This window comes from Halopenitus persicus (genome assembly GCF_002355635.1).
GTDB lineage: Archaea > Halobacteriota > Halobacteria > Halobacteriales > Haloferacaceae > Halopenitus > Halopenitus persicus_A.
In genome coordinates this window covers 675,162-701,596 of sequence record NZ_AP017558.1, presented here as the reverse complement: position 1 = coordinate 701,596, position 26,435 = coordinate 675,162, and the positions used below count along the sequence as shown (strand labels likewise).

Sequence of the window (26,435 nt, the reverse complement as noted above, 5' to 3'; positions counted from 1 at the left end):
TCACCTGTTTCCCGGTGTCACCGTTTCGAAATTACCGAGCTCCGTCTCGACGGCGATCGACACGAGCGCTTCATCGCGACGACACCGTGGACCACCCTGCCGTCGTGCAGTACCTTATTCACGCTCCCCATCCAAACCGAACCCGCAATGGAAACGATCGACGTTGCCGACCTCGATGCCGCGGACAGTCCCCAAAACCGTGCCAGCGTCGCGGACGCCCTCGGGGCGGACGACTTCGCGATGAACTACTACGCGCTCGACCCCGGCGAGGCGTTCACCGCCGGGCTCCACGCGCACCTCGACCAGGAGGAGACGTTCCTCGTCCTCGAGGGCGAGGCCACCTTCGAGACGGCCCCCGGCCCGACGGCCGACTCCGAGACGGTCACCGTCGGCGAGGGCCAGCTGGTCCGGTTCGAGCCCGGCGAGTACCAGCAGGGCCGCAACGAGTCGGACGCGCCCCTCCGCGCCCTCGCGATGGGCACCCCCCAGGAGTCGACCGACGTCCGGATCGCCGGCCCCTGCGAGGCCTGCGGCGACAGCGACTACCTCGCGTTCGCGATGATCGACGGCGCGCCCGGGGTCGAGTGCCCCGAGTGCGGGATGCAGGCCGCGCTCTAAGGGTCGCAACTCGGCCGGTGCGCAAACCGATCGCGATGTCTGAACTCGACGTCCGAACTCGACGTCCGAACCGATCGACGGACGGCGGGTCTCCGAAGCCGACGGGTTCGGTATCGGCGTGCCGCGGCGTCGTATACGACGTTGACGTCCGATCCACCGCGAGCTCGGCGTCCGTCGAGCTGGAACCGCTTTCGCGATCGCAAGGGACGATAATCCCTCGTTGGTCCCGCCTTGCGGCAGCTCCCGGGGGCGCCCTCGGCGAAAGATAATTAGCTGTGTATGCGGACCGTATACATATGAGCACGTCAATCCGGGTGTCCGACGATACGAAACGAATACTGGAGCGTCTGAAACGGGAGGACGAGACGTTCGACGAGCTCCTCGAACGGCTTGCGCAGAGCGAGCGGCCCATCGACATTGGGGCGTGGAGCGGGGGGAAGGCGGAGCGGGCACGGGAGGCCGTGAAGCGCTCTCGGGAGAGTTTCGAGCGGTGACGTTCCTCGATTCATCCGTCATCATCGATATGCTCGAGGGCGTCCCTGACGTCGTCGAGCACGTCGAGGACTGCGGTCAACCGTATCTCACCTCCTCGCTTTGCGTCTTCGAGGTCATCGATGGAGCGGTCGGTTCCGGAACCACGGACGTCGTCGCGGTCCGTCAACGGTTCGGCGGTGTCCGTGCGCTTGACCTCAACGAACGGATCGCCTTGGAAGCGGGACGGATGCAGGATCAGCTGCTGGACGGGGGTGAACGGATGGCTACTCGGGATCTCCTCATCGCGGCGACCGCGCGATCCACCGGCGACGAACTCATCGTGACGGACGATGATTTCGAGACCGACCTCCTTACGGATCTGATGACCGTCACGAACCTCCAGGGTCGCTGACTCATCCTCGATCGTCCGCGGCGAGGATCCAGGGCTTCTCGTCGGGATCGTACTCGGCCATCGCGCCGCTGTGGCTTCGCGTCGCCGGCGCCAGAACCCCGACGTGTTTGAGCTGCTGGACGAAGTTGAACAGGACGTTGTTCCGGACGACGTCCCGCCAGACGTCCGGGTCCGCGTAGATCCGGGCCGTCTCGCCGCGCTCGATCAGCTCGCGAGCGCGCTCGGCGCCGCGGGTCGTACAGATTGCACTTAAAAACACGTTCGGATACTCCCGAACCAGCCGCTCGAGGAGGTCGAGGAAGTGCACCCGCGGGCCCTCCGCCCGAAGCGCCTCGAGCAATAGCCCGAACTCCGGGTGCCGCGCGAACGCGTTCCGCAGCAGGATCGCCAGCGGCGGGTGCGTCTCGACGACGGTGCTCCCCCGCGTTTCCCGCTTGATCGCCCACAGGTCCGCGAGGTCCCCGACGCCGTATCCCCGGAGGACCGTCGCCGACAGCTCGCCCTGGTCGGTCAGGCGACACGGCGAGCCGGCCGCCAGCAGGCCGAGCGTCCGCGCGCTCGCGACCGCCGCGGCCCCCGCGCCGAAGCCGTACTCGTCGGCGAGCCGCTCGACGAGTTCCTCCTGCGGCGCCGGTCCGGCCTCGTCGAGCCCGACCACCGGCGCGAGGTAGTTCAGCGGCTGCGCCAGCGTCAGCGTGGTGACGTCGCCGCCGAACTCGCCGCCCCGAAGCCGCAGCGAGAGCTGCCCCTCGACGTCGGTCACCTCCGTGCTCGTCTCCGCCCGCGGCGGCGCCCGCCAGGCGCTCACCCCGTCCTCGCGGACGCCGATGACGCCAACTCCCTTCGACCGCAGCAGCGACGCGTGCGAGTCGACGGCGGTCGCGTCCCCCGCGAGGTAGGAGACGTGCGCGCCCTCCTGATAGGTGAGCGCCTGGCCGATTCCCCGAAGCAGCCCTGAGGACCCCTTCACCTCGACCGCGAACACCCGATTGCGGTTCGTGAACCCGATCACGTCCGGGTACCGACCCCGGATGGTGATCGCGTGCCGGCGGCAGCGGTCCAACACGTCCGCGTACGTCTCGCTGTGAGCCTCGGGGACGTGCACCAGGGGATCGTAGTCCCGTCGTTCCAGCGCCGTGATGACGTGGTCGAACACCGCCGCCTCGTCCATACGCGGAGCCTCGATCGCCGTCACCAAGAAGCTACTTACTGTCGCCACGGCCGATCGATCGGGACGGCATCGAGCAGCCCGTATCAGCCGACGTGGATCGAGCAGCCCGTATCAGCCGACGTGGATCGAGCAGCCCGTATCAGCCGACGTGGATCGAGCAGCCCGGATCGAGCGGAACACATTTTTCGCCGGGGGCTGAAACCGGGACGATGCCCGCCCCCGACCCTCCATCCATCCTCAGCCCTCGCTCCTCCCCCGACCCGCCATCCACTCGCAACGCGCCGGACGATGCCGCGACGACGTCCCGCCGCGCGCTCCTCGCCACGGTCGGGGCCGGAGTCATCGCCGGAATCGCCGGCTGCAGCACCCTCCAAGGCGGTGATGACCCCGATCCGTATCACCACGGCGACTGGCGCACCTTCGGTGCCGGTCCGCGGAACCGCAACCGGGTCGACGGCGGGGCTCCGGAACCGACCGGGTTCGATCGCCTCGCCTCCGGCGAGTGGGTCCACGTCCCGCCGGTCGTCCAGGACGGAACCGTCTACTTCGCGGCCGGCCGTGAGGTCCGCGCCCTCTCGCCCGCGGCCGCGGTCCCGGACCGCGAGGCGTGGTCCCAGTCGCTAAACGCCGAGGTCTCCGGCGCCCCCGCCCTCGATCCGGAGCGGGGCCGGCTCTACGTCCCGACCCGGACCGTTCGGACGACCGACGCGCCGGATCCCGCGCCGGCGTCCCTGACCGCGCTCTCGATGCGCGACGGGTCGATCGTCGGATCGGTCCGGGTCGGCGACCGAGCGACCTACGGCGTCACCGTCGCCGACGGCGACTGCTACGTTCGCGGCGCCACCGCCTGCGTCAGGCTCGATCCCGACGGCGGCGAGCGCTGGCGGCGCCCGCTCGACCCCCTCATCTACGACGAGTACAACCTCGGCGACTCCACCGCGACCCAGATCGTCCCGGCAGTCGCCGGCGACGCCGTCCTCGTTCCCGACCGCGACGCGCTCGTGTGCATCGACCGCGAGCGGGGAACCGAACGCTGGCGCGTCCCGGTGGACACGCCATATGCGGCCGCCGTCGTCGAGTCGAACGGCGTGATCCAGACCGGCTGGCAGGAGACCGTCGCTGTCGACCTCGCGGGCGAGGTTCGCTGGCGGCGTGACCTCCACAGCCGAGCTCCCGCGGCGGCCGCGGACGGCGACGTCTACGTCGCGGCACGCGACCTCCACGAGCTGGACCCGGGGTCCGGCGAGACGACCTGGCAGGCGCACCTCCCGAGCGAGGGGACCGCCGCGCCAGTGGCGACCGACGACGACGTCCTCGTCGCCAGCGGCGACCTCCGTGCGTACCGCCGGGACCTGGACGGACTCCTCAAGCCGGACCGCGTCCGGTGGCGGTACGACGGGGTTCACGCGACGACGTACTCCTCACCGGTGATCGCGGCCGGCCGCGTCCTCGTCGCGAGCCCCTCCGGCCTGGTGGCGATCCGCGCCGTCGACGCCCCGAACGGGAGCGAGTGATCGGCAGTTCCGTTTCCGGAACCGCCTCCTCCGTCACCCCGATCGCCACAGCAGCATGCCGCCGACGAGCCCGGCCAGGACGGCGACCCCGGCGAGGCCCGCGAACAGCACCGCCGGCGACCGGTGCGTCAGGATCGCGCCCGCGATCGCCGAGCCGCCGGCGCCGACGCCGAAGATCGCGACGTAGGTCCAGCCGAACGAGAGCCCGCGCAGGTCCCGCGGCACGTGTTTCGAGACGACTTCCTGGTTAACCGGGCCCTCGAGGAAGACGAAGAAACCGAGCAGCCCGGAGACGACGAGGAGCGGTCCGGCGCCCGCGTTCGCCGCCGGCAGGAACGCGAGGGCGACGAGCACGAGGGTCCCGAAGTTGGCGACGAGCACGCGCTCGGCGGGATACCGGTCGACGAGCCTCCCGCCGACGTACTGGCCGACGCCGCCGAGCAGGAGCAGCCCGGAGTACACGTACTGGCTCGGCTCGAGCGACCGACCGCCGACCACGACCGGATCGAAGACGGCGACCCCGGCCAGCACGTCCGGGAGGAACGTGAACACGCCCCGGTAATAGAGTCCGTAGAGCCCCCCGATGACGAACACGAGGAGGAACCCCCCGACGAACAGGCGCCGGGAGCCGGCCGCGAACTCCCGAAGGGTTCCGTCGGGTTCGCCCTCTCCCGGTTCATCCGCCTTCGGGTCGCTCGCCTCCGGGTCGCTCGCCTCCGGGTCGTTCGCCGCGTCGCCGTCCGCCGCCTCGTTGCGTCGGGGATCCTCACCACGTCCGGCCGTCTCGTCGAACTCCAGTCCGAGCGCGACCACGACCGCGATCGCCACGGGAACGACCAAGAGCGCCGCAACGGTGCGCCAGTCGAACGCCGTCAGCAGGATCGCGCCCAGCAGCGGTCCGGTCGCGACGCCGACGTTCCCGGCCGCGCCGTGATAGGCGAAGGCGGTCCCCCGCTCCGTCGCGCCGCGGCTGATGAGCGAGAGCCCGGCGGGATGATAGAGGCTGGCGGCGGCGCCCCAGACGAGCAGGCCGACCGACAGCGTCGCCAGGTTCGGCGCGACACTCACGATCAGGAACCCGCCGCCCATCCCCGCCATCGAGGCGACGACGAGACGCTTGCCGCTGACCCGGTCCGAGAGGATGCCGCTCGGAAGCGCGCCGACGCCGGTGGCCGCGTAGCTCGCGCCGACGACCGCCCCGAGGAACGCCGGCGTCGTCGAGAAGGCGTCCAGCCAGACGACGACGAGGATCGGGATGACGAGCTCGTAGGTGTGGAAGGTCGCGTGTCCGAGCATCGTGAACCCGGTCAGCGCCCGATCGTTCCGGTTCATCCAGTCGATCGTCCGATCCCTCACCCAGCCGCGTGCTAAAGCTATCGCCGAACCGCGATCGACGCGGCGTCGACGCGCGTAGCCGGGCCGCCGGGCCGTCGGGCCGTCGGGCCGCCAAACCGCCGAACCGCCGCGGTGCGAACACGTTCGGGGGAAGGTCCGCGGGGGCGGGGCGAGAACGCGGCGTATGGACCGACCACGCCTCACGACGCTGTTGACCTGGGCGGTCGTGGGCACCTACCTGCTCGTCGCGCTCGGAGCGACTGCCGCCGCGGACGCCGGGCCGACGCTGGCCGCGGCCCACCACGCCGCCGCCGTCCTCGTCGGCCTGCTGCTGGTCGCAACGGCGGTCGTGGCCCATCGCGTTGCGGCGGCACGCGGCGTCCGAATCGGCACGGCGATCGTCGTGATCGCCTACCCCGTGCAGGCCGGCATCGGGCTGGCGGGACTGTCCGGCGTCAGGCTCTTCGACGGGCGGCTTCACCTGCTCGGCGGGATCGCGGTCTTCGCGGTCCTCCTCGCGACCCTGATCCACCGGCTGGAGACGACCACGGAGGCGCCGACCGGAAACGAAGCCCTGGCTGACGCCGTCACCCCGGCGGCCTCGGAAACGGCCACCTCTGAAACGGCCACCTCTGAAACGACCGTCCCGGACGCGACCGCCGCAAAACCAACCACCGCGGAAGTAACCGACCCACCATCATCCGTCTCCCCGGCGACCACGCTCGGGAATCGCCTGCGTGCGTATCTCGAGCTGACGAAGCCGCGGCTGATGTGGCTGCTGTGTCTGCTCGCGCTGGCGGGGATGGGGCTGGCGACCGCGACCGGCGCCGCGATCGACGGCGTGACGGTCGTCGCGACCCTCGGCGGGGGCGTTCTCGCGATCGGGGCCGCGGGCACGTTCAACCACGTCCACGAGCGCGACCGCGACCGGAAGATGCGCCGCACCGCTGACCGGCCGGTCGCCACCGACCGGGTCGGCGTCCGGCGCGCGGTCGCGTTCGGGATCGCGCTCGTGACCGTCGCGATGGCGATCCTCCTCGCGTTCGTGAACGTCCTCGCGACGGTCCTGACCGCCCTCGCGGTCGTCTACTACGCGTACGTCTACACGGTCCTGTTGAAACCAACCACGCGCTGGAACACCGTGATCGGCGGCGGGTCGGGCGCCCTGCCGGCCCTGATCGGCTACGCCGCGGTGACCGGCACCGTCGGGCTGCCGGCGGTCCTGCTGGCGGTCGTCGTCTGCTGTTGGACCCCGGCGCACTTCTACAACCTCGCGATCGCCCACCGCGAGGACTATGCCCGCGCCGACTACCCGATGCTGCCGGTCGTCGCCGGCGTCCCGACCGCGCGGCGTCGGATCCTCGTCTGGCTCGGGATCACCCTGGTCGCTGCGGCCCTGCTCGGAACCGTCACCGATCTGGGCCTCCTGTACGCGATCGCGACCACGGCGCTCGGGGCGGTGTTCGTCCGGAGCGTGGTCCGGCAGTACGACGCCGATCGCCGGGCGAGCGACGGCCGTTCGGCCGCCTACCGGAGCTTCCACGCCTCGAACGCCTATCTCGGGGCGCTCCTCGCGGCGATCCTCCTCGAGACGCTCGCGTTCTGAAGGGGAACGTCGCGGACGTCGCTTTATAGGGATGTTCGTGACGCTCACAAACCAGTGACAGCCTCCCCGCGCTACAGCGCAGGATTCCTCCGTCGGGGGGGTTCGGCTACCGACTCACGGAGGCAACTTGCGAATTCGTGCGCACTTCTTTGGGACGTTCGTGGGGGCGTGGTTTGCTCGAACTCTCCGTACATCACTCCTCGCGTTTGCCGTACGTTTCCTCACCCCATCCATAGTCGGACGCTTCGTCGTTCCGTTCGAGGTAGTCCTCCAATACCTCCTGTACTGCTCGGCCGAGATCGTCCAACTCACCGTCGATCAGCGACACCGTACTCGAATCGAGCGACTCAGTCGCGTCTCGCTCCCGCCAGTTGTCCGGAATCGTTGGGGGATCGATGCGAAGGCAGTCTTCGGTCGGATCCCAATAGAAGTCGAACGCCTGGAACAAACCAAGGTCACTGACGATTCGAACCTGCTCTTCATCGAGATTCGTGTACTCGGTCCACTCATTGAACCCCTCCATCCACGCACCCTCCTGGAGCAGGTCTTCGAGGTCCTCGCGGTAGAAGTCCTCTGACCCGAGCGTCTCGTCCTGCCACTCGAACTCGCGCGGCATTCCTCGGTTCGAGAGGTCTGGTGGTTCTGGTACCTCTATATCGAGCGCCATACCAGTGGTTTCACTGGTAACACAATAAAGCCCGTAGCAGTTTCACAGGAAACGGGATGGGACGCCGCTCGCAAGAGAACATCCCGTTACTGGATGGTGTGCGCGTATCGATCACGCTTGAAGCTTGATGGCAGACATTGCCACGCTCGCCCGTGATCGTCGGTCTATATCCCGAGCCACTCGTCGTTTCGGACTTGATATCCGTTCGTCCGACAGAATTTTGCCGCTTCTCGGCGTACTTCGCGGGACGTCGGGAGCGTTTCTTCGTCGTGGATTCGCTTGACGATCCAATCGCTGATGGCTTGGATCCCTTCATCATCGTCATCGGCGTCGATCGCTTTGAGTTCCTGGAAGGTCTTCTCGTACGCTTTGTGCTGTGTCCAACCGAAATCCGTGTTGTGAAGCGTCTTGCTGGCTTCCACAACCCGTTTCATGGCCGCAGCAACTGTCGGCCGCTGTACCTGCACCCGGACGGCAGCTGGTGAGTCAAACGTTACCTCGTCTGTCTCCGGTATTAGCTCCTCGATACTGTAGCTCCCGCCGACCGATTCGATCTCACGATCGCCGATCGCTGCGACGACCTCGACCCCCGTCGCCGGGAATGCCAGTTCTTCGAGTCCCGCCTCAAAATCGGCGAGTTCCTCCGTATTCACCGGTGGCTCTCTTTCGTCCCCGCGCTCCAGTTCCGTCGCAATCTCGCGCTCTTGCTGGCGTCTTTCAGCGTCTTGTGCTTGCTTGTCGCGACCGCGCTTATCGTCTGCCATCCTCCCATATTGGCTCTCCAGCCGGATATTTCTGTGGTCGATGCTACTTCCAGACGCTCACACCAGCCATTCAAACCGAGTGTATAGTCATCGCCCGACAGGTCGACTGGTTCACTGAACCCCCGAAGAATCTCCGATGTTTGAGCTCACCTCACTCGATGAGTTGACGACCGCGATTGATTTGCACGGGTGGCTTCGACCTCGAGTCTTCTTGGTGGACCGATCCGATCCATACCAACGGGGCCCGTGTGCCTGGGCCATCGGTGTCGCGTCCGGGTTCGGGCTGGCTGATCCCTCGACCCTCCTCGTCCACGAATACGTTCGCCCGGGATCCCACGTTTCGAAAGCGTCGGTCGAACATGTACGCGACAACCCCCACGGGGTGACTGTCCGTATCCTCCAGACGTGAGTCAGCTATGAGTCAGGATCAGACCCGCGACGCCGCCGACGTGCCGGCGATGCAGCGCCTATACGACCGCATTTGGTTGCTCGCCCTGGCCGCGTTCGTCTTCTTCCTCGTGGCCTACGTCGGCTGGGGGCTGCTCGACCTCACGTCGCTGCCGGCGAGGTGATTCCCGATGAGCGATCCACTCAAAGACCCCGACGACGACTGGTGGAACTCCCCGGTGAACCGCCGTGAGAGCATTTGGCTCGGGCTGGCCGGCGCGTGGTCGGTCGGCATCTTCGCCTGGATGGCCGGCTTCACCCAGTTCGGCGACCAGAACCCGATCGGCACGACCTACGACGTCGACCCCGATCGGTATCAGGAGCGCGTGGCCGAGTACAAGGAGGCCGCCGAGGAGACCGAGGACGGCCTGGTCCCGCCGGGCGACGACGTCTACATCGGCGCGCTGCGGTTCAACTGGGACGGCCTCCCGGTCGTGCTCGAGGCCGGCCACGAGTACGACATCCACCTCGGCGCCTACGACGTCCAGCACGGCTTCTCGGTCCGGCCGGAGGAGAACCTGAACAAACAGATCAACCTCCAGGTCTTCCCCGGATCGGAGTGGGTGATCCCGATGACCTTCGACGAGCCCGGCACCTACCACGTCGTCTGTAACGAGTTCTGCGGCCAGGGACACCGAACGATGCACGGCCGGTTCACGGTGGTGGAGGGATAGCATGTCGGCGATCGCCTCCCTCTTCCGGAACGACTACGATTCGGACGGCTTCCGGACCTGCTCGGTGACCGGGCTGGACGTCCACCGGTCGGTCGAGAACCACGTGAAGCTGTTCGGGCTGACCGCGGTGATCGCGCTGGCGTTCGGCGGGATCTTCGCCTTCACGGTCGCGATGACGCGCTGGGAGTTCATCGGCTTCCTCGATCCGGGCAGCTACTACACGCACCTGAGTCTGCATGCGTGGAACCTGCTCATCTTCTGGATGGTCTTCATGGAGATCGCCATCCTCTACGTCGGCGGGCCGATGGTGCTCGGTCGAACGCTCCCGCTGCGTCGACTCGCGACCGCCGGCTGGGTGATCATGGCGCTCGGCGCGGTCGGCGTCAACGCGTCGATCCTGCTCACCGAGGCGCCCAACGAGGCCCCGCTGTTGACCGCGTACGTTCCGCTGCCGGTCTCCCCGTGGTTCTACGGAACCGCCATCGTCTTCCTGCTCGGGACCACGATCGCGGCGCTGCCGTTCTTCGCGACGATCTGGCTGGAGACCCGGGGGACCCGCCGGACGCTCCCGTTGGTCGCCTTCGGCGCGTTCATCACCGGCATCATCGCCGTCGAGGCGATCCTCGGCGGAATCGCGGCCTTCGCGTACGCGTTCGCCTGGCGGATCGACCTGATCGCCTCCGTCGACCCGGGGATCTACCGGCAGCTCTACTGGATCATCGGTCACGGGAGCCAGCAGATCAACCTGCTCGCGATGATCACGGTGTGGTACTTCCTGACCCACGTCGTGGGCGGCGCGGTCGTCGTCTCCGAGAAGATCTCCCGGACGGCGTTCGTGTTCTACCTCTTCTTCATCAACCTCGGGGCGGCCCACCACCTGCTCGTCGATCCCGGCGTCTCCGCCGGTTGGCGGATTTGGAACACCTCCTACGCCTTCTACGGCGCGGCCTTCGCGAGCATGATCCACGCGTTCGCGATCCCGGCCGGGATCGAGGCCGGCCGCCGTCGCCGCGGCCAGGGCGGCGGGCTGTTCGGCTGGCTCACCTCGGCACCCTGGGGGAACCCCGTCTTCGCCGCCACCGTCTTCAGCATCATCCTCTTCGGCTTCCTCGGCGGGATCACCGGCGTCGTGATGGGCCAGATGCAGGTCAACATGACCTGGCACAACACCTTCGCGGCGGTCGGCCACTTCCACGCGACCGTCGTGCTCGGGACGACGCTCGCCTTCATGGGGCTCGTCTTCTTCGTCATCAAGACGATGTTCCGTCGCGACTTCGTCTCGGAGACGCTGGCGGCCGCGGTGCCGTACGCCTACGCCGGCGCGATGAGCATCGTCACGCTGATGATGATGTACGCCGGGATCCTCTACGGCGTCCCGCGGCGGACCGCCGAGGTCGTCCGGAACATCCCCGGCTCCGAGTTCAGCTTCGCGGCGGCGATCCCGATATTCATGATCTTCGGGCTCTTCGCGGTGGTGGCGATCGCCTCCGGCGCGCTGTTCATCCTCGTGTCGGTCGGCTCGCTGCTGTTCGGTGACCGGCTTCCCGGCGGCGACGACGGCGGGTTGTTGCCCGAGGGCGGGCTCCACGCCGACGGCGGGCAGCCGATCCACGCGGTGGAGCTTCGCGGGACCTTCACGTTGTGTCTGGTCTTCCTCGCCGTCTTCATCGCCATCTACGTGCTGAACTGGTACCTCGTGACGCAGCTGTGGGCGATCGGCGCGTAGGCGCCGGTCGACGCCCGGTCCCCGCCGGGGTTGCCGGGATCTTCACCACTGGCCCACTATCCGAACGCCCCTGATAAACGATCCAACGACCGCGCGGCTCCTATGAATGCCCCCACGACCGCACGACCCCAACGAATGACCGACGGACTGACCCCCCGACCGCACGACCCCAACGAATGACCGACACCTCACGCATCCATCTCCCGATGCAGCTCGGCGGTATCGTTCGCCAGGCATGGCGTGACCTCCTGAGCGTCTACTACGCCAACACGCCGGTGTGGCGCTGGCTCAAAAGCGGCGCGCTCGTCTTCCTCGGGTTCTTCCTGTGGATGGGCGGCAACGTCCTGTTGGCCTACTGGCCCGATGCGACCGCTCTGCAGTACGCGATGGCGTACGGTTTCGTCCTCCTTGCGTGGGGGCCGTTGACTCACCTGCTCGTCGTCCCGACCGTGATCCGGTTACGGCGGACCGCTCAGCGCCCTCTCGTCCGGCGCTTCGCCCGTCACGGGTCGAAGATCAACTTCGGGACGTTCCTCGTGATCGTCGCGGTCGTGGGAACGCTCGCGCCGGGCGTGATGCTGCTCGACTTCTCGTCCGGCTTCGGTGCCGACGCGGGCGGGGACGTGACCGCGGAGCTGACCTGTGAGACCGGCGCCGAGGCCGTCAGCTGCGAGGTCGAGACGAGCACGGGCGTCGACCACGTCGTGCTCACCTCCGGCGGGGAGGTGCTCGACCGGAGCGATGAACCGCCGTACGCGGTCTCGGCATCCCGCGATGCTCTCTCGGACGGCCCGTCCGGCGCGCAGTTCGAGATCGAGCTCCGTGACGCCAACGGCGACACCCTGCGCCGGTTCGTGCGCACCGTCTGAGGGTTTCACTGGGACGGCGGTGTTATTCGGAATCCGTTGAAACCCTCGACATGCCGCTCAATACGGTGGGGGCATCGTACTGCGGCGTTCAGTCGAGTGGAACCGGTAATTGAGGGACTAAAGCTAGCAACTATGGCCATTGGGCGGAGTATTGCTATATCACCCAATGGAATTTGCTGCCGTCTTTCGCAAGGAAGTGACAGCGCTGTGGGGCGACGGAAAAGGGATATCGCTCGTTGCAATCGCTACTGGATGGGGGTTGCTAAACGGGGGTCGTATGGTGTATCCCGTCATCATCCCCTACCTCCAGGCTGATTATGATCTGAGTCTGACGATCGCCGGCCTGTTAGTGACCGTTCTCTGGTTCTTTGCTGCCATCGGCCAGTTGCCGGGAGGCATCCTTGCGGACCGGTACGACGAGCGAGCGCTGATGACAGTGAGTACGGTCGTCGTTGCGGCTGCACTTGGACTCGTCGTCACGTCCTCGTCGCCGGTTATCTTGTTTTTCGCAACGGCAATCTGGGGGCTCGGCCATTCTCTGTACCCGATCGCCAGAATCACGCTCCTCTCCGAGCTCTACTCCGAACGACTTGGAAGCGCCCTCGGCGTGACGATGGCAACGGGGGATATTGGACAGACCGTTCTTCCGCCGATTGCGGGCGCCTTCGCCGCGGTCATCGCTTGGCAGATCGGGCTGGGTTTCGTCGCGCCACTCCTCGTTCTCGCCGGACTCAGTGTCCTTGCAACGTCTTCCAGCGACGTCTCGGCTGAAGGGGCAACCAAGACGCGATCGATCCGGGAGACGCTACACGTTGTGACGGAGCTTCGTAACCCGGCAATGGGATTCATGACCGTCATCTTGTTTCTCTATATGTTCATCTGGCAGTCGTTCACCGCGTTCTATCCGACCTACCTCACCACTGTAAAGGGGCTGTCCTCACAGTTGGCGGGCGTTCTATTCGGGTTCTTTTTCGCCGTTGGCGTGGTCGTGAAGCCCGTGGCCGGTGTGGCCTACGACCGGATCGGTATGCGACGATCACTGATCGGCATTCTCACGCCAGCAGCAGCGGGCTTCCTGCTCCTGCCCGCACTGAACGGCGTCTGGCTCCTCGGTGGCATCACCGCTCTCATAAGCACGATGCTTGGAACCGGAGCGGTTACACAGTCGTTCCTCGCGGATTCGTTCTCCGACGAGCGGCAAGGAGCGGGACTCGGCGTGATCCGAACGCTCACGGCATCGCTCGCTGCCGGCGGTCCAGTTCTCTTCGGAGTGGTCGGCGATCACGGATACTTCGACGAGGGATACGTCGTCTTAGCCGTAATTATGGCAGTCGTCATCGCTCTCACGGTTTGGATGCCGGAGGAGAACTGATTAGGCGACCGGCGAGCGTCGAACGGAAAAATCGCTCAGACAAGAAATCAGAGTTTTGCTTCGAAGACCAGACTGGTCGGCGTCTCGGCCGCCCGGCGGAAACGCGTGAACCCGCCTCCGGTGACGACCTCTCGCGTTCGGTCCTCGCACGCCTGCGCGCCGAGCCCGTACCCGACGTCTTGACTGAGCGAATTTGGCGTACAGGCAAGCGTCGAAATGGCGTATCCAAGGCGACCAAATGGGGTAAGATTGTTTTCGACCCGGTCATCGGCATACGGTTCGACGATCATCCACGCACCGTTCTCACTGAGCGTCTCTCGAACGTGAGCGGCCACCCCGACTGGATCGCCCATGTCGTGGTAGCAGTTGAACATCGTCACGAGGTCGTAGTCGGAGCCGGTGTACTCCCTCGCGGTCGCCACTTCGAAGCGAACGCGGTCGGCCACACCCGCTGTTTCCGCCCGCTCGCGTGCTACCTCGATCGATTCCTTATGGTAGTCGATGCCGACGACCGTCGAGTTGGGGTACGCTTCGGCTATGCGGATCGTCGGCGCACCGTGACCACATCCCACGTCGACGATCCGGCCCCCCGATTTCAGCCTGGCGTCGACGCCATCGAGCGCGCCGATCCAGTCGAGCAGGAACGCCCCGTAGGACGGCCCGAAGAAACGTTCCGTCCCGTGGAACACGTCCTCGTCATGTTCGTGCCAGCCGATGCCTTCGCCCGTTCGGAAAGCCTCCTGGAGTTCGGGACCGATCTTTGCCACTGACCCGACCAGCTGGAACGCACCGGGCATAAACACGGGGCTCTCCTCGTTGGCCAAGATGTGCGCCTGCTCCGGGGTGAGGTAGTATCGGTCAGTCTCAGCGTCGTAGGTCACGTACCCGCCCGCGGCCTGCGAGCGCAACCACTCACGAACGTACCGCTCGACGGTTTCGGTTTTTTCAGCGAGTTCGGATGACGTGAGCGGCCCCTCGTCATCAAGCGTCTCGTACAGTCCGAGCTCGTCACCGATGACGGCCAGTGCGGCGTGAACCGTCGCACCGAGATCGACGAGGGACGTCTCTACGAGTTCGCTTAGTTTCTCCTCGTTTATCGGTTCGGGTCCGTCTATGTCTACTGATTCATTCATTGTCGTTCACCGATCAGTCGTCTTCCGTCGCTTCGGCGGGGGTTTTGATGCTTAGCTGGATGTCTTGAGCGAGTGATAGCAGCGTGTAGACGGGCGCTCGTCGCGCCCACTCATCGATCAGGTCGTCGTCGATGTCCTCCCCATCGATGTCGACCTCCACGGTCAGATTCCCGTACACCGAGTCGGCCTCCTTGAGCTCAGCGAGACTAAAGAGAACCGCTGGATCGAAATCCGTCCTGACGCGCGTCCGAAGACGGTCGATGTCGACGCCGTTCGCGGCGGCGTTGATCGAGATGCCGACATTGATGTAGGCGGCGAGCGCGGACAGTGCTGCTTCGATGGGTTCGAGTCGATCGGTCGCGCCGACCCACCCACCAGCATCCAGCACCTCCTTCCAGGCGCCGTACGGAACGGTGTATTCACGCGTCTCGCGAGCGATGGTCTCGCCGCCGAGGTCGTAGCTATCGATCTTTGCCAGGCTGTGAGCCGCCGTCCCCTCGTAGGTCGCGGACGCTTCGAGGCCAAACTGGACGGCTTCGGGGTTCTCGGCTGCGTGTTCGGCGAATCCTTCGAGCGTTTCGAGGTCGATCCCGTGCATGGTTTGCCGGTCGTCAGTCATTGTTTCGTTGTCCCTCCGACAAGCGACACAACGACCCCTGAGACGATGTAGCTATTTCGTGCCGTTTCGGCAGACCCTGCCATTCTTTCAGCGACTGCACACGCGGCAACAGGTGCTCATTGAACGCTGCCGAGAAATCGATGGCAAACCAGCCCGTCCTGCGACGTAGACGAGGAGACACTGAGCAACCGGATGGATACCGTACTCACGCGACTGGGAACGTCACTCGAGATAGGCTTCGCGGTTGACCGGTCGCGCATCGATCTCGAAGGACGCATACATCGATTCTGCCCACTCGCGGATGGCCGGAACGTCGGTGTCGATCACTGCTTGGACTGACCCACTGTCCTGCCCGTAACAGCTGATGGTAACTCGGGTTTCCAGCAGGCCGATTCCGCATTGGGGGAGTTCGTCATGCTCAAGAACCGTGAAATTGTCCCGTTTCTCCAGCTCTAAACTGCGCTCGGGATACGTCGTGATGAAGTATGCGTGACAACTCGGCCGGTCGACCAACGTTACGTCGACACTGGCGTCAACCAACGAGAGGAGCACGTCGAAGCAGGGCTCCATCAAGGCAACCTCCGGCCGAAGATAGCGGACCTCGTTCGCCTGCCTGAGAAGCGACTTGAATCGGTTCACGGAAACGGATATTTTGGCCGCGAAAGCGTGAGTTCCGGCACTGATGTATCTGGTTACGTTCCGCCTCGATCCGGGGGAGTATGACGCGGAGTTCCACGAGTTGAACGACGCGATACAGGCTGCTGCCGAGGAGACGGAGGGATATCTGGGCAAGCGGACGTGGTATGCGCCGGAGAGCGAGGAGGTTCTCGTCGTGTACTACTGGGAGTCGCTGGATGCGCTTGAGACGTTCGGGGCGGACTCCGACCACGAACGTGCGAAACGGCGGTGGACGGAGTGGTACGATGCATACGAAGTCATCGTTACGGAAGTCGTCGAGTCGTACGGGAGCGGGTTCGGTGACGACGCGGACCCGCCCGTCTAACATACCGAGACGGTACGAAAGCTCGGACGATGGAACGGGATGGCTGGCGGCACACGACGTGTCGTTCCATCCACCGGGGATTTTCCCTCACCCATTCGGGACCGTCAGCCGCGTGCTCACCCGAGGGAAGATCGGGTAGCACACGTGTTCGATGCGGCCATCGGTGACGACCAGCGTCAACCGACCGCCGCGTTCCGCCCGGCCGAGCACGGCGAACTTAAATAGCCGACGAGCCTCGATTCGCCCGTTGATGTTCGATCACATCCTGTTCCCGACCGACGGCACCGAGCGGACGGACGCGGTGCTCGAGTACGCCCTCGACATGGCCGAAACCCGGGACGCGACGCTGCACGTGCTGTCCGTCGTCGACGACCGCTCCTTTCTGACCCTCGACGACGACCGCATCGACGAGGTCCGGAGCGACCTCGAGGCGCAGGCGCGTGCCGCGGTCGACGCCGCCGTGGACGCCGCGGCCGACCGAGGGATCCCGACGACCTCGGCGGTCGACGTCGGGGACCCCTCGCCGGCGATCATCGAGTACGTCGAGGAGGCCGGGATCGATCTCGTCGTGATGGGAACCAGCGGCGACAACTACGAGCGGAACATCGTCGGCAGCGTCTCCCAGCGCGTCGTCAAGCAGTCCCCGGTGCCGGTGTTGACCGTTCGAATCGAGGAATAAGTCACCGCCGCCCGGACCCTGGCGCGTTCCGAGCGCCGATCAGGACGCTTCGAACTCCGAGTCGTCGTCGAGAACCGGATCGTCCTCGAGCACCGGATCGTCCTCGAGCACCGGACGCGTCGAGTTCGTCACCACGATGGCGCTGCTGGCGGCCATCGCCAGGGCGGCGAAGAACGGGTTGAGCGCCCCCGAGACCGCCAGCGGGATGGCTACCGCGTTATAACAGAGCGCCCAGGCCACGTTCTCGCGAATGCGCCGCCGCGTCCCGGCCGCGAGCTCGAAGACGGTCTCGACCGTCCGGAGGTCCTCGCCGGTGATCACCACGTCCGCGGCCTCGACGGCGCGGGCCGTCCCGTCGCCCATCGCGATCCCCAGGTCCGCCGCCGCCAGCGCCGGCGCGTCGTTGGTTCCGTCGCCCACCATCACCGTCGTGCCGGTCGCCGTGAATCCCCGAACCGCCTCGAGCTTTCCGTCCGGCGGGACGCCGGCGAAGACCTCGTCGACCGCCGGGTGGCTCCGGAACCGGTGGGCGCGGGGTCCGTCGTCGCCGGTGAGAATCACCACTTCGCGGTCGGCGACCGCCTCCAGCGTTGCCGTCCAGCCCGCCCGATCGCGGTCCGCCACGACGATCACGCCGCGGGCCGCGCCGTCCCAGCCGACCGCGATCGGCAGCGCGCCGTCGTCCGTGGCGGCGGCGACGCGCTCGGCGAGCTCGGCCGGCAGCGGCCCACACTCGCGCTCGACGAGGTCGGGCGTCCCGACGACCACGCGATCGCCGGCCGCGTCGGATGCTACCGATCTCGATCCCGATTCCGGTTCCGGCGGCTCGGTCCGATCGCCACGGTCGTCACGGTCGTCGTCGACGAGCGTTCCCGAGACGCCCATCCCCGGATGGTGGGTGAACGATTCGACGGAGGGACCGTCGCCTCCCGATGCGGTCGAGTCCGTCGAGATGGCCGGATCGCCGGGAGCCGTTCCCTTGACCACACCGCCCCCCTCGCCGCCGTCGGGCCTGGCTGCGGCCGCCTCGTGGATCGCGTCGGCGACCGGATGGTCGGCGCGGCGCTCGACCGCGGCGGCGCGGGCGAGCGTCCGGTCGTCGCCGTGGACCGCGCTCACTCGCATTTCCCCGGCAGTGAGGGTGCCGGTCTTGTCGAAGACGATCGTCTCGGCCTCCCGGGCGGACTCGAAGACGGAGCCGTCAGTGACGACGACGCCGCGCGCGATGGCGTCCCGCAGCCCGCCGGAGACCGCGAGCGGAGTGGCCAGTCCCATCGCGCACGGACAGGAGACGACGAGCACGGTCAATCCGGCGAGCATCGCCGCGGCGACCGTCTCGCCAGCCACGAGCTGCCACGCGGCGACCGCCAGCCCGAGCGTCAACACCACCGGCACGAAGACGGTCGCGAGCGCGTCGACGAACCGCTGGATCCCCGGCGTGGTCGTCTGGACCTCCCACAGCGCGGCGGCCAGGCGGTCGGCCGTGCTCTCGGCGTCCTCGCCGACCCGGACCTCGATCGCGCCGCCCTCGGCTGCACTGCCGGCGTCTCCCTCGACTGCACTGTCGGCGCCGCTCTCGGCTGCACTGTCGGCGCCGCTCTCGGCTGCACTGTCGGCGCCGCTCTCGGCTTCATCGTCCGTTTCGCCCTCCACCCCATCGCCGTGGCCGACGTCGCCGAGCACCCTCGCGCCGCCGACCACCGTCTCGCCCGGTTCCGCCCGAATCGGCAGCGACTCGCCGGTGATCACGGACTCGTCGACGTCGGCGATCCCCTCGATCACGGTCCCGTCGACGGGGACGCGCTCGCCCGGCGCGACCCGGATCCGGTCGCCGGGCTCGAGAGCCCCGATCGGGACCGTCTCTCGGCCGGCGTCGGTGATTCGCGTCGCCGACTCGACCCGAGCAGCCGTGACCGTCTCCAACAGGTCGGTCGCCCGGGATCGAACCCGGCCCTCGTAGTAGCGGCCCAGCGAGACGACCATCACGACCGCCACCGTGACGTCGTAATAGAGGTGCGTGCTCCCGGTCGCGAGCGCGAGGGTGCTGTAGGCGTACGCCGACAGGGCGGCCACGGCGACGAGAAGGTCCATGTTGGGCCGTCTCGCTCGGAGGCTCACGTACGCCCCTCGAAGGATCGGCGCGCCGGTGGTGGCCACCAGTACCGTCGTCACCAGCGCGATGAACGCCAGCGGCAGGTATCGCCCCACTGGCGTGGTCGTGTCGATCGCCAACACGTTCGTCTCGATCCCGAGATAGCTGGGATACAGGGAGAGGACGTACCACGGCATCACGAGCATCGCGAGGAAGCCGCCGATCGCGAGGCGCTCGAGCGTCGGGTCGGTCGACCGGCCGGCCGTGACTCCGGGAGCACTCCCACTGCCCGCCGGCCCCGCTGCGCTTTCGTCGCCCGGTCCAACCGCGCTTTCACCGGCCGGTCCCGTCCCATCCCCGCCCGTCCGATCCCCCTGCATAAACCGGAGCGTGTAGCCGTACCCCGAGAGGGCCTTCGGGAGGGCTTCGCGGTCGATCTCGTCGGGGTCGTGGACCACGCGGGCGGTCTCGGTGCCGTAGTTCGCCTGCACCGTCCGGACGCCGTCCACGTCGTCGCCGCGCAGGCCGAGGAACGCCTCGCAGGTCGTACAGTGCATTCCCTCGACCGACAGGTAAGCTGCCGCGAGGCCCGCGGATTCCGCACCATCCGCCGACGGTTCCGTGTTGCTGCCGGCTGCGACGTTGCCGGCTGCGACGTTGCCGGCTGCGACGCTTCCTGACGCCGTATCGGGCGCGGCCTCGCCGCGATCGGCGTCGTCCAGGTCGTCGATCCGTCGGGCCACCTCCAGACAGCCCCGACAGCAGAACGCGCCGTCGACGTCGCTCGCCGTGACTGGCTGGTCCGGGGTCGGGAGGCCACAGAGCCGACAGTCGCTCATCGTCGATCGGTTGTCGGGCCGACCGGGAGTCGCTGTCCACGAACGTGTTCGGGATGCTCTCCGATCCGACCCCGGGTCGACCGGCCCGCGATCGCGGGCGGATGCTCGGTCGGGTCGCGGAACGCGTCGCCGTCGAGCTGGCGCCGGCGCCGGGGGACGTCCCGTTCTCCCGGCGGTGCGTCGTCTTCGGTTCCGCGAGCCGTCGACCGCCACCAGAACTATACCGGTCTCGGATCATACACTACGGGATCGGTATGGATCGACGATGGCCACGCGTTACCGCTTCGAGACGCTGGCCCGATCGAGTCCGGATCGGAGGTGGCGAGGACCTCCTCGGGACGCTGCTGCTTGCGGCCTTGGGCATAGCGCTGGCCGGCGTGCACCTCGAACGCGTCGTTAGCTACGAGGCGTTCACCTCGAACGTCCTGCTCGTGAGCGGCATTCCGCTCGTGGTGTCGCTGGCGGTCGTTGTCGCCGCGCTGGGCCTCCGGACCGCGACGCCCCGCGTCCGATCCGGCCGCGTCTGGTGGTGGGCGTACGGCGGCGCGGCGACGATGGGCGCGGTCGCGAGTCTCGTCGTGTTCGACCAGGGCATCGTCGTCGAATCCGCCCGCGAGACCCGGTACGTGCTCGCGACCGTGGCCGCCGGCGGCGCGCTCGGCGGAACGCTCATCGGGATCTACGACGCCCAGCGCGTCCGTCGGTCGAGACGGATCGAGACGATCCATCGCGTGACCGAGGAGCTGTTGACGGTCCACACCCGCGAGGCGGTCTGTGATCGCGTCGTCGAAACCGTGGCCACGGAGTTCGGGATGTCCCACGCCGGGATCTGGCTCCACGACGGGGCCCGGGCGGCCCTGGTTCCGACCGCGCTCACCGAAGCCTCGACGGGCCTGTTCGGAGAGGACGCCGTCTACTCCGCGGAGTCGGGGTCGAGCATCTCCTGGGAGGTCTTCGAGAGCGGGACCGCACGGGTGATCGACGATATCGACGACTACCCGCGGATCTACGACCCGGACGAGACGCCGGTCCGCAGCGAGATCCTCGTCCCGCTCGGCGACCACGGCGTCTTCAACGTCGCGGCAACGCGACGGCACGCCTTCGACGACGTCGACGTCACGACCGCCCGCATCCTGGCATCGACCACGACCGCGGCCCTCGACCGGGCGGCCCGCGAGGAGACGATCCGGCGCCACCGCGAGGAGCTCGAACGCCGGAGCGACCAGCTCGAGGCGTTCGCCGGAACCGTCTCCCACGACCTCCGAAACCCGCTGAACGTCGCGACGGGCTATCTGGAGATCGCCAGGGAAACGGGCGCGGACGAGTACTTCGACCGGATCGAGGAGGCGCTCGCCCGGATGGACCGACTCATCGAGGACGTCCTCGAGCTCGCGCGGGAGGACGAGCGCATCCGCGAGGTCGACGCGGTCACCCTCGAGGCCGTCGCCCGGGACGCATGGGCGTTCGTCGAGACGCCCGACGCGGAGCTGGTCGTCGATGCCGACCTGACGGTCGAGGCCGACCCCGACCGCCTCCAGCGGGCCTTCGAGAACCTCTTTCGCAACGCGGTCGAACACGCCGGCCCCGACGCGACCGTCCGGATCGAGGCGACCGAAACCGGCTTTGCGGTCGCTGACGACGGTCCGGGCGTTCCCGCGGCCGAGCGGGAGGCGATCTTCGAGGCCGGCCACTCGACCGACCCCGACGGCACCGGTTACGGGCTCGCGATCGTCGAAACGATCGCCGAGGCCCACGGCTGGGACGTTCGCTGCGGCGAGGCCGACGACGGCGGCGCGCGCTTCGAGTTCGTCCTCGAGTGATCCTCGTGGGCGTCCTCAAAAGTGTTGCTTCAAATACACGTCCGAACGGTTAAGACCGATCTCCGGAATCGATCACGTATGCCCGCGAAAACCGGCGGATCACACGCGATCGCGGCGTTCGTCACCCTGCTCGTCGGGACGATGCTCTCGAAGTATCTCTGGAGCGTCGCGCCCCCGCTCGGCGAGGCCGGCGTGCTGGCGATGACTCTGATCCGCGAGTCAACCGGGATCGCCGTCCCGCTTACCGACCAGTTCGCGGGATCGGTGGTCGTGATGGTCGGACTCTCGTTCGTCTGGGGAGTCGTGTACCACTTCTCGCGGCACGGCTGAGTTCCGGGGACTGCCGATCTAGTCGATATATCCCAGTTCCTGCAGCCGCTTGCGCGTCTCCGACTCGAGGTCGGCCTCGTGAAGCGCTTCCTGTCCGGCTTCCTCCCGTTCGTCGATCAGGAGCAGTAGCTGGCGTGCGGTTCGGAGTTTGAACCCGACATCCGGATCCTCCACCGACTCCTCGACGCTCTCGAGGAGCGTGTCGATCGTCTCGATCGTCGTTCCCGACATCACCCGTCCGTTTGATTATTATGTTTTATATATTATGAACTTTCCCGCGGATCCGGATCGGCCGTGAGTGATATATACGACGTCGTTCGCCGATACGGCGGTGATCGGTTTCCGAGCACTATGTCAACGCGGCGGAGAAGCGAGTTCGGTCGGGAGTCCGCGACTACGGGCCCTGGAGACGCGAAAAAGCGGATCGGCGAACCCGGATTCCGGTTTAAATGACGCGGTTCTGCAGGTAGTCGAGGTGCTTCGCGTTGTAGACGATCTTGACCTCGTCGGCGGCCGGGCTACCGATGCAGGTCAGGCGGACGTTCTTCTCCTCGACTTCCTCGTCCGAGAGGATCTGCTGCATGTCCATGTCGATCTCGCCCTGCTTGACGATGGACGCGCAGTTCGCGCAGGCGCCGGCGCGGCAGGAGAAGGGCCAGTCGTATCCCTGGGCCTCGGCGGCCTCGAGGATATACTCGCCCTGGTTCACGTCGAGGGTGCCGTAATCCTCGGCGTCGAGGCCGGCGTCGGCGGCCTTCTCGAAGAGGTCGTCGTCGTCCATCGACCAGTCGTGGTCGTCAAGCACTTCGTAGTTAAGGTATTCTACTGTGGGCATCACCTGCTGGTTTGACACCCACCTCATTAGGCTTTGCTGTTCGACCGGACCGATCGACGTGGCGACCGCTGTTCGATCCCCGGTCGCGTGAACGTGTTCGGGGTTCCGATCGCGACGGATTCGCGGTCGCGTCGGGACGACTCGTCGGCGGGCTAGAGCTGCCGAAGGCGTTCCTCCAGACAGACGGTGACGATCGACTTCGCGATCGCCGCGCCACCCTCGATCGGGTCGAGCTTCGTCTCGCCCGCGCGCTCGCCGTAGGCGATCGGCAGCTCGCGGACGTCGTAACCGCGCACCAGCGGCCGGATCAGCAGCTCCGCGGAGAGCCCGGTGTTCTCGGTCCAGTCGATGGAGTCGACGACCTCGCGGCGATAGGCTCGCATTCCGGTGGTCGTGTCGTGAACGCGCGTCCCCATCAGGAGGCTCGCGATCGCCGCGAAGGCGTGGTTCCCGAACCGGTTGAACGCCGGCATCGTCTCGGCGCCGTGATAGAGCCGGTCGCCGCTGACCACGTCGGCCCCGTCGTTGATGGCCTCGAGGAACGCCGGCAGCCGCTCCATCGGATAGGTGTCGTCGCAGTCGGTGGTCACGACGACCGGCCGGTCGGGCGCCAGGATCGCCTCGCGAACGGCGACGCCGTAGCCCTGCGGTTCCTGCTCGATCACGGTCGCGCCGTGCTCGCGGGCGATCTCGGGCGTCCGGTCCGAGGAACCGTCCACGCAGACGACCTCCGCGCGCCCGTTCGTGACCCGCTCGATGTCCTCGAGCACCGTTCCGATGGCCGCCTCCTCGTTGTACGTGCCCATCACCACGCTCAAGTCGTCGAACGTGAACTGGTCGTCCCCACCGGCGTCCACGTCAGCGTCGACGCTTTCTCCGGGCGCTGGGGCGTTCGGTCCGGTGGCGTCCGCGTGTTCTGCCATCGGGCCGTCCCGATCGGCGGGGTCCTCGTTACCGTCGATATCAGCTGGCTCGGCCCCGCTCCGGGGCTCGACTGACTGACTCATTACCTCCCCATCAGTCCCGGGGGGATTTAATCTTTTAGGTTCGCCTAAAACAAGGCGGCGGCGACCGCTGGACCCGCAACGCCGCCGAGTCCGCCCAATCCACCGACCACGAATCCACCGACCACGAGTCGTCGAACTCCGCCGATTATGGATCGCCGAGCGCCGAATCGATGGCATCGGCGGCCCGGAGCGCGAGCGCGGCGATCGTCAGCGTCGGGTTCATCGCGCCGCCGGTCGGGAAGACGCTGCTGCCGACGATCCAGCAGTTCTCCAGGTCGTGGGTCCGCAGGTCGGGGTCGACCACGCTCTCGGCCGGATCCTGGCCCATCCGCGTCGTTCCCATATGGTGGTAGGCCGGCCCGGTGCTCTCGGCGTCGACCTGCCAAGTGATCTCGGCGCCGAGCTCCTCGAGGATCGACTTCTGGATCGCGTTCACCCGGTCGATCGTCTCGAGCGCACGGTCGTCGATCGACCAGTGGACGTCAGGCACGGGATTCCCGTGGACGTCGGTTCGGTCGCGGTCCAGCCCGACGTAGCTCTCCTCGGTGGGGAGTTGGCCGACGAGCGCCCCCATCGCGATGTTATTGCCGTAGGCGTCGCGCAGCTCGCCGAGCAGGTCGTCGCCCCACGACTCCCCGGACAGCGCCAGCTCGACCGGCGAGGGGCCCGCGTAGTTGAAGAACTCAAGCTTGAACGGCGCGGTTTCGGCGTCGGCTTCGTCGTAAAACTGGTGCGACTCGCTGGTCAGAAAGCCCACGTGGTTCTGTCTGGTCGGTTCCTCGAGGAGCCCGCCGGTGCCCGCGAACAGGTGGTCCATGAAGTACCGTCCGACCAGCCCGCTCGAGTTGGCGAGCCCGTCCGGATACCGGTCCGATTCCGAGAGCAACAGCAGTCGCGGCGTCTCGACGCCGCCGCAAGCGACCACGACGGCGTCCGCCTCCTGGCGGTGCGTCTCCCCGTCGGGAGTGACGTACTCGGCGGCCCGAACCCGCTCGCCGTCCGGCCCGTGCTCGAGCCGCTGGACCGCCGCCCGGTCGATGACGGTCGCGCCGCGTTCCTCGGCGCGGTCGATATGGACGGTCGCGTCGTACTTCGCCCCCGAGGGACAGACCGGCTGACAGGTGCCGTAGCCGACGCAGGCGCTGCGGTCCTGGGCGTCGTAGTGCTCCGAGTTGCGGGCGTTCGGTACCGAGTGCATGTCGATCCCGAGCTCCTTGCAGGCCTCCGCGAACAGGCTGTCGCTGTAGGACGGCTCGAAGGCGGGCATCGGATGCGGCTCCTCCCGCGGCGGAGCGTACGGGTTGTCGCTGGCGCCCGAGACGCCGAGTTCCCGTTCGGCCGCCGCGTAGTACGGGCGGAGGTCGGCGTAGTCGATCGGCCAGTCGACGCCGACGCCGCGCTCGCTGGCCGCGTTGAAGTCGTCCTCGTGGAGCCGCATCACCATCCCCTGCCAGTGGAGCGTCGATCCGCCGACGCCCTTCACGCGGGCGTGGTTGAGCGGATAGCCGCGGTCGCCGCTGCTCGCGTAGGCGTCACGCTCCGGGTCGCCGTCCCAGACGTCCGGCCGGCCGTAGTACGGTCGGATCGCCCGCTCCTGGCGATCGATGCGGTCCGCGGGATCGAATCGCGGTCCCGCATCGAGAACCACGACCGAGTGTCCGTTCGCGGCGAGCCGATCACTCACGATCGCGCCCGCGGGGCCCGCCCCGATCACGCAGACGTCGGCGTCCGGGACCGGCGTCCGGTCGACCGCCGTGATTGACGGCCGCTTTCCCTTTTCGGCCCACCGCTCGGCGGCTCCGCTCATCGGTTCGGCCCCCGGCGATAGCTCTCGGTCCCGCCGGGGTGTCCCTGCGGGTTCTCGATGCCGACGAGCTCCCCGCCGGTCGGGGAGGCGTACAGCGCGAACAGCAGCTCGTTCACGACGTGATACCGGACCCGCTCGGCGAGGGTTCCGTCGGGGACCTCGTCGGCGACGTCCGCGCCGACCTCCCGCAGCAGGCGGTCCCGATCGCCCGCCGGGATCGTGGGAAGCCGACCGCCGTACCACTCCTCGGCGAGCTCGTCGAACTCCGTCATCGTTTCGCGGATCCCGTCGGCGGTCGGCGCGTTCCCCAGCCGCCCTTCGATGACCGTTCCGACGAACTCCTCGAGGCCGGTCAGCTCGGTGGGGTAGACGGGCTCGGCCACCGCCACGAACGACTCGACGATCGCGGGGTCCGCGAGGAGCGAGTCGGCGTCCTCGCCCGCTCCGTCAGGCGCGTCCGTGTCGAGCCCGCCGTCACGATCGTCGCCGTCACGGCCGTCGTCGCCGCGAACGTGGGCGATGCCCGCGACTGCGGCCCCGCCGGTCCCCATCGCTGCGAGGGCCGCGACCGCGTCGCGTCTCGTCAGCTCCATAGGTGGATTAGGCAAACCTAATCCTTATA

27 protein-coding genes are annotated in these 26,435 nt (G+C 67.3%); 14 read left to right on the top strand and 13 right to left on the bottom strand.

Annotation, left to right across the window (positions count from 1 at the left end; all coding sequences use genetic code 11):
• Positions 1-147 precede the first annotated feature (147 nt).
• The 3 genes from CPZ00_RS03445 (at position 148) to CPZ00_RS03435 (ending at position 1,504) form a co-directional block, all read left to right on the top strand.
• The gene (locus CPZ00_RS03445) at positions 148-618 is read left to right on the top strand and encodes a cupin domain-containing protein (protein ID WP_096389641.1); all 471 of its coding nucleotides are present in this window, start codon (positions 148-150) and stop codon (positions 616-618) included.
• 296 nt (positions 619-914) lie between these two features.
• On the top strand, positions 915-1,112 hold the full coding sequence (locus CPZ00_RS03440) for a DUF7557 family protein (protein WP_096389640.1): 198 nt from the start codon (positions 915-917) through the stop codon (positions 1,110-1,112).
• Complete coding sequence (locus CPZ00_RS03435) at positions 1,109-1,504, top strand: PIN domain-containing protein (RefSeq protein ID WP_096389639.1); 396 nt, start codon at positions 1,109-1,111, stop codon at positions 1,502-1,504. Before CPZ00_RS03440 ends, CPZ00_RS03435 begins: the two co-directional genes overlap by 4 nt.
• Before the next feature lies 1 nt (position 1,505).
• Here CPZ00_RS03435 and CPZ00_RS03430 read toward each other — a convergent pair whose 3' ends face one another.
• Positions 1,506-2,675 carry a hypothetical protein gene (locus CPZ00_RS03430; protein ID WP_096391580.1) on the bottom strand — a complete coding sequence of 390 codons (1,170 nt, stop codon included), beginning with the start codon at positions 2,673-2,675 and terminating at the stop codon, positions 1,506-1,508.
• 209 nt (positions 2,676-2,884) lie between these two features.
• On the opposite strand from CPZ00_RS03430, the gene CPZ00_RS03425 reads away from it, so the two are divergent.
• A complete protein-coding gene (locus CPZ00_RS03425) occupies positions 2,885-4,189 on the top strand; it encodes an outer membrane protein assembly factor BamB family protein (protein ID WP_096389638.1) in 1,305 nt (434 codons plus the stop codon).
• Between the two features lie 33 nt (positions 4,190-4,222).
• Here CPZ00_RS03425 and CPZ00_RS03420 read toward each other — a convergent pair whose 3' ends face one another.
• Entirely contained in the window at positions 4,223-5,521 is a 1,299-nt protein-coding gene (locus CPZ00_RS03420) for an MFS transporter (RefSeq protein ID WP_096391579.1), read from the bottom strand.
• Between the two features lie 187 nt (positions 5,522-5,708).
• Between CPZ00_RS03420 and cyoE the strand changes: the two genes are divergently transcribed.
• Positions 5,709-7,130 carry a heme o synthase gene (gene cyoE, locus CPZ00_RS03415; RefSeq protein WP_096389637.1) on the top strand — a complete coding sequence of 474 codons (1,422 nt, stop codon included), beginning with the start codon at positions 5,709-5,711 and terminating at the stop codon, positions 7,128-7,130.
• Positions 7,131-7,323: 193 nt separating this feature from the next.
• Here cyoE and CPZ00_RS03410 read toward each other — a convergent pair whose 3' ends face one another.
• Positions 7,324-7,746, bottom strand: coding sequence for a hypothetical protein (locus CPZ00_RS03410; RefSeq protein WP_096389636.1), 423 nt, complete (start codon positions 7,744-7,746; stop codon positions 7,324-7,326).
• 215 nt (positions 7,747-7,961) lie between these two features.
• Positions 7,962-8,561: a DUF5789 family protein gene (locus CPZ00_RS03405; RefSeq protein WP_096389635.1), complete on the bottom strand. Its 600-nt coding sequence runs from the start codon at positions 8,559-8,561 to the stop codon at positions 7,962-7,964.
• Between the two features lie 416 nt (positions 8,562-8,977).
• On the opposite strand from CPZ00_RS03405, the gene CPZ00_RS15270 reads away from it, so the two are divergent.
• From CPZ00_RS15270 to CPZ00_RS03380, 5 genes are all read left to right on the top strand, one after another.
• Complete coding sequence (locus CPZ00_RS15270; RefSeq protein WP_157744168.1) at positions 8,978-9,133, top strand: hypothetical protein; 156 nt, start codon at positions 8,978-8,980, stop codon at positions 9,131-9,133.
• Positions 9,134-9,139: 6 nt separating this feature from the next.
• Entirely contained in the window at positions 9,140-9,682 is a 543-nt protein-coding gene (locus CPZ00_RS03395) for a cupredoxin domain-containing protein (protein ID WP_096389633.1), read from the top strand.
• Between the two features lies 1 nt (position 9,683).
• A complete protein-coding gene (locus tag CPZ00_RS03390; RefSeq protein WP_096389632.1) occupies positions 9,684-11,408 on the top strand; it encodes a cytochrome c oxidase subunit I in 1,725 nt (574 codons plus the stop codon).
• Positions 11,409-11,584: 176 nt separating this feature from the next.
• Entirely contained in the window at positions 11,585-12,277 is a 693-nt protein-coding gene (locus tag CPZ00_RS03385) for a hypothetical protein (protein ID WP_096389631.1), read from the top strand.
• Between the two features lie 277 nt (positions 12,278-12,554).
• Positions 12,555-13,649: an MFS transporter gene (locus tag CPZ00_RS03380; protein ID WP_096389630.1), complete on the top strand. Its 1,095-nt coding sequence runs from the start codon at positions 12,555-12,557 to the stop codon at positions 13,647-13,649.
• A 47-nt stretch (positions 13,650-13,696) separates the two neighbouring features.
• Here the strand turns inward: CPZ00_RS03380 and CPZ00_RS03375 are convergent, their stop codons facing one another.
• The 3 genes from CPZ00_RS03375 to CPZ00_RS03365 form a co-directional block, all read right to left on the bottom strand.
• Positions 13,697-14,782, bottom strand: a complete 1,086-nt coding sequence (locus tag CPZ00_RS03375) for a class I SAM-dependent methyltransferase (protein WP_096389629.1) — start codon at positions 14,780-14,782, stop codon at positions 13,697-13,699.
• Positions 14,783-14,795: 13 nt separating this feature from the next.
• A complete protein-coding gene (locus CPZ00_RS03370; protein ID WP_233255129.1) occupies positions 14,796-15,380 on the bottom strand; it encodes an OsmC family peroxiredoxin in 585 nt (194 codons plus the stop codon).
• A 243-nt stretch (positions 15,381-15,623) separates the two neighbouring features.
• Positions 15,624-16,040, bottom strand: a complete 417-nt coding sequence (locus CPZ00_RS03365; protein WP_096389627.1) for a transcriptional regulator FilR1 domain-containing protein — start codon at positions 16,038-16,040, stop codon at positions 15,624-15,626.
• 43 nt (positions 16,041-16,083) lie between these two features.
• Between CPZ00_RS03365 and CPZ00_RS03360 the strand changes: the two genes are divergently transcribed.
• Both CPZ00_RS03360 and CPZ00_RS03355 read left to right on the top strand, forming a co-directional pair.
• Positions 16,084-16,404, top strand: a complete 321-nt coding sequence (locus tag CPZ00_RS03360) for an antibiotic biosynthesis monooxygenase family protein (protein WP_096389626.1) — start codon at positions 16,084-16,086, stop codon at positions 16,402-16,404.
• A 250-nt stretch (positions 16,405-16,654) separates the two neighbouring features.
• Entirely contained in the window at positions 16,655-17,083 is a 429-nt protein-coding gene (locus CPZ00_RS03355; RefSeq protein ID WP_096389625.1) for a universal stress protein, read from the top strand.
• 39 nt (positions 17,084-17,122) lie between these two features.
• Here CPZ00_RS03355 and CPZ00_RS03350 read toward each other — a convergent pair whose 3' ends face one another.
• Positions 17,123-20,014, bottom strand: coding sequence for a heavy metal translocating P-type ATPase (locus tag CPZ00_RS03350; RefSeq protein ID WP_096389624.1), 2,892 nt, complete (start codon positions 20,012-20,014; stop codon positions 17,123-17,125).
• Positions 20,015-20,268: 254 nt separating this feature from the next.
• On the opposite strand from CPZ00_RS03350, the gene CPZ00_RS03345 reads away from it, so the two are divergent.
• Both CPZ00_RS03345 and CPZ00_RS03340 read left to right on the top strand, forming a co-directional pair.
• A complete protein-coding gene (locus tag CPZ00_RS03345; RefSeq protein ID WP_157744166.1) occupies positions 20,269-21,834 on the top strand; it encodes a sensor histidine kinase in 1,566 nt (521 codons plus the stop codon).
• 78 nt (positions 21,835-21,912) lie between these two features.
• Positions 21,913-22,164: a hypothetical protein gene (locus CPZ00_RS03340; protein ID WP_096389622.1), complete on the top strand. Its 252-nt coding sequence runs from the start codon at positions 21,913-21,915 to the stop codon at positions 22,162-22,164.
• Positions 22,165-22,182: 18 nt separating this feature from the next.
• Here the strand turns inward: CPZ00_RS03340 and CPZ00_RS03335 are convergent, their stop codons facing one another.
• From CPZ00_RS03335 to CPZ00_RS03315, 5 genes are all read right to left on the bottom strand, one after another.
• Positions 22,183-22,395, bottom strand: coding sequence for a hypothetical protein (locus CPZ00_RS03335; protein WP_096389621.1), 213 nt, complete (start codon positions 22,393-22,395; stop codon positions 22,183-22,185).
• 214 nt (positions 22,396-22,609) lie between these two features.
• Positions 22,610-22,999, bottom strand: a complete 390-nt coding sequence (gene fer, locus CPZ00_RS03330) for a ferredoxin Fer (protein WP_096391578.1) — start codon at positions 22,997-22,999, stop codon at positions 22,610-22,612.
• Between the two features lie 152 nt (positions 23,000-23,151).
• Entirely contained in the window at positions 23,152-23,805 is a 654-nt protein-coding gene (locus tag CPZ00_RS03325; protein ID WP_233255159.1) for a dolichyl-phosphate hexose transferase, read from the bottom strand.
• A 346-nt stretch (positions 23,806-24,151) separates the two neighbouring features.
• Entirely contained in the window at positions 24,152-25,813 is a 1,662-nt protein-coding gene (locus CPZ00_RS03320; protein WP_096389619.1) for a GMC family oxidoreductase, read from the bottom strand.
• Complete coding sequence (locus CPZ00_RS03315; RefSeq protein WP_096389618.1) at positions 25,810-26,406, bottom strand: hypothetical protein; 597 nt, start codon at positions 26,404-26,406, stop codon at positions 25,810-25,812. Before CPZ00_RS03315 ends, CPZ00_RS03320 begins: the two co-directional genes overlap by 4 nt.
• Positions 26,407-26,435: the final 29 nt, after the last annotated feature.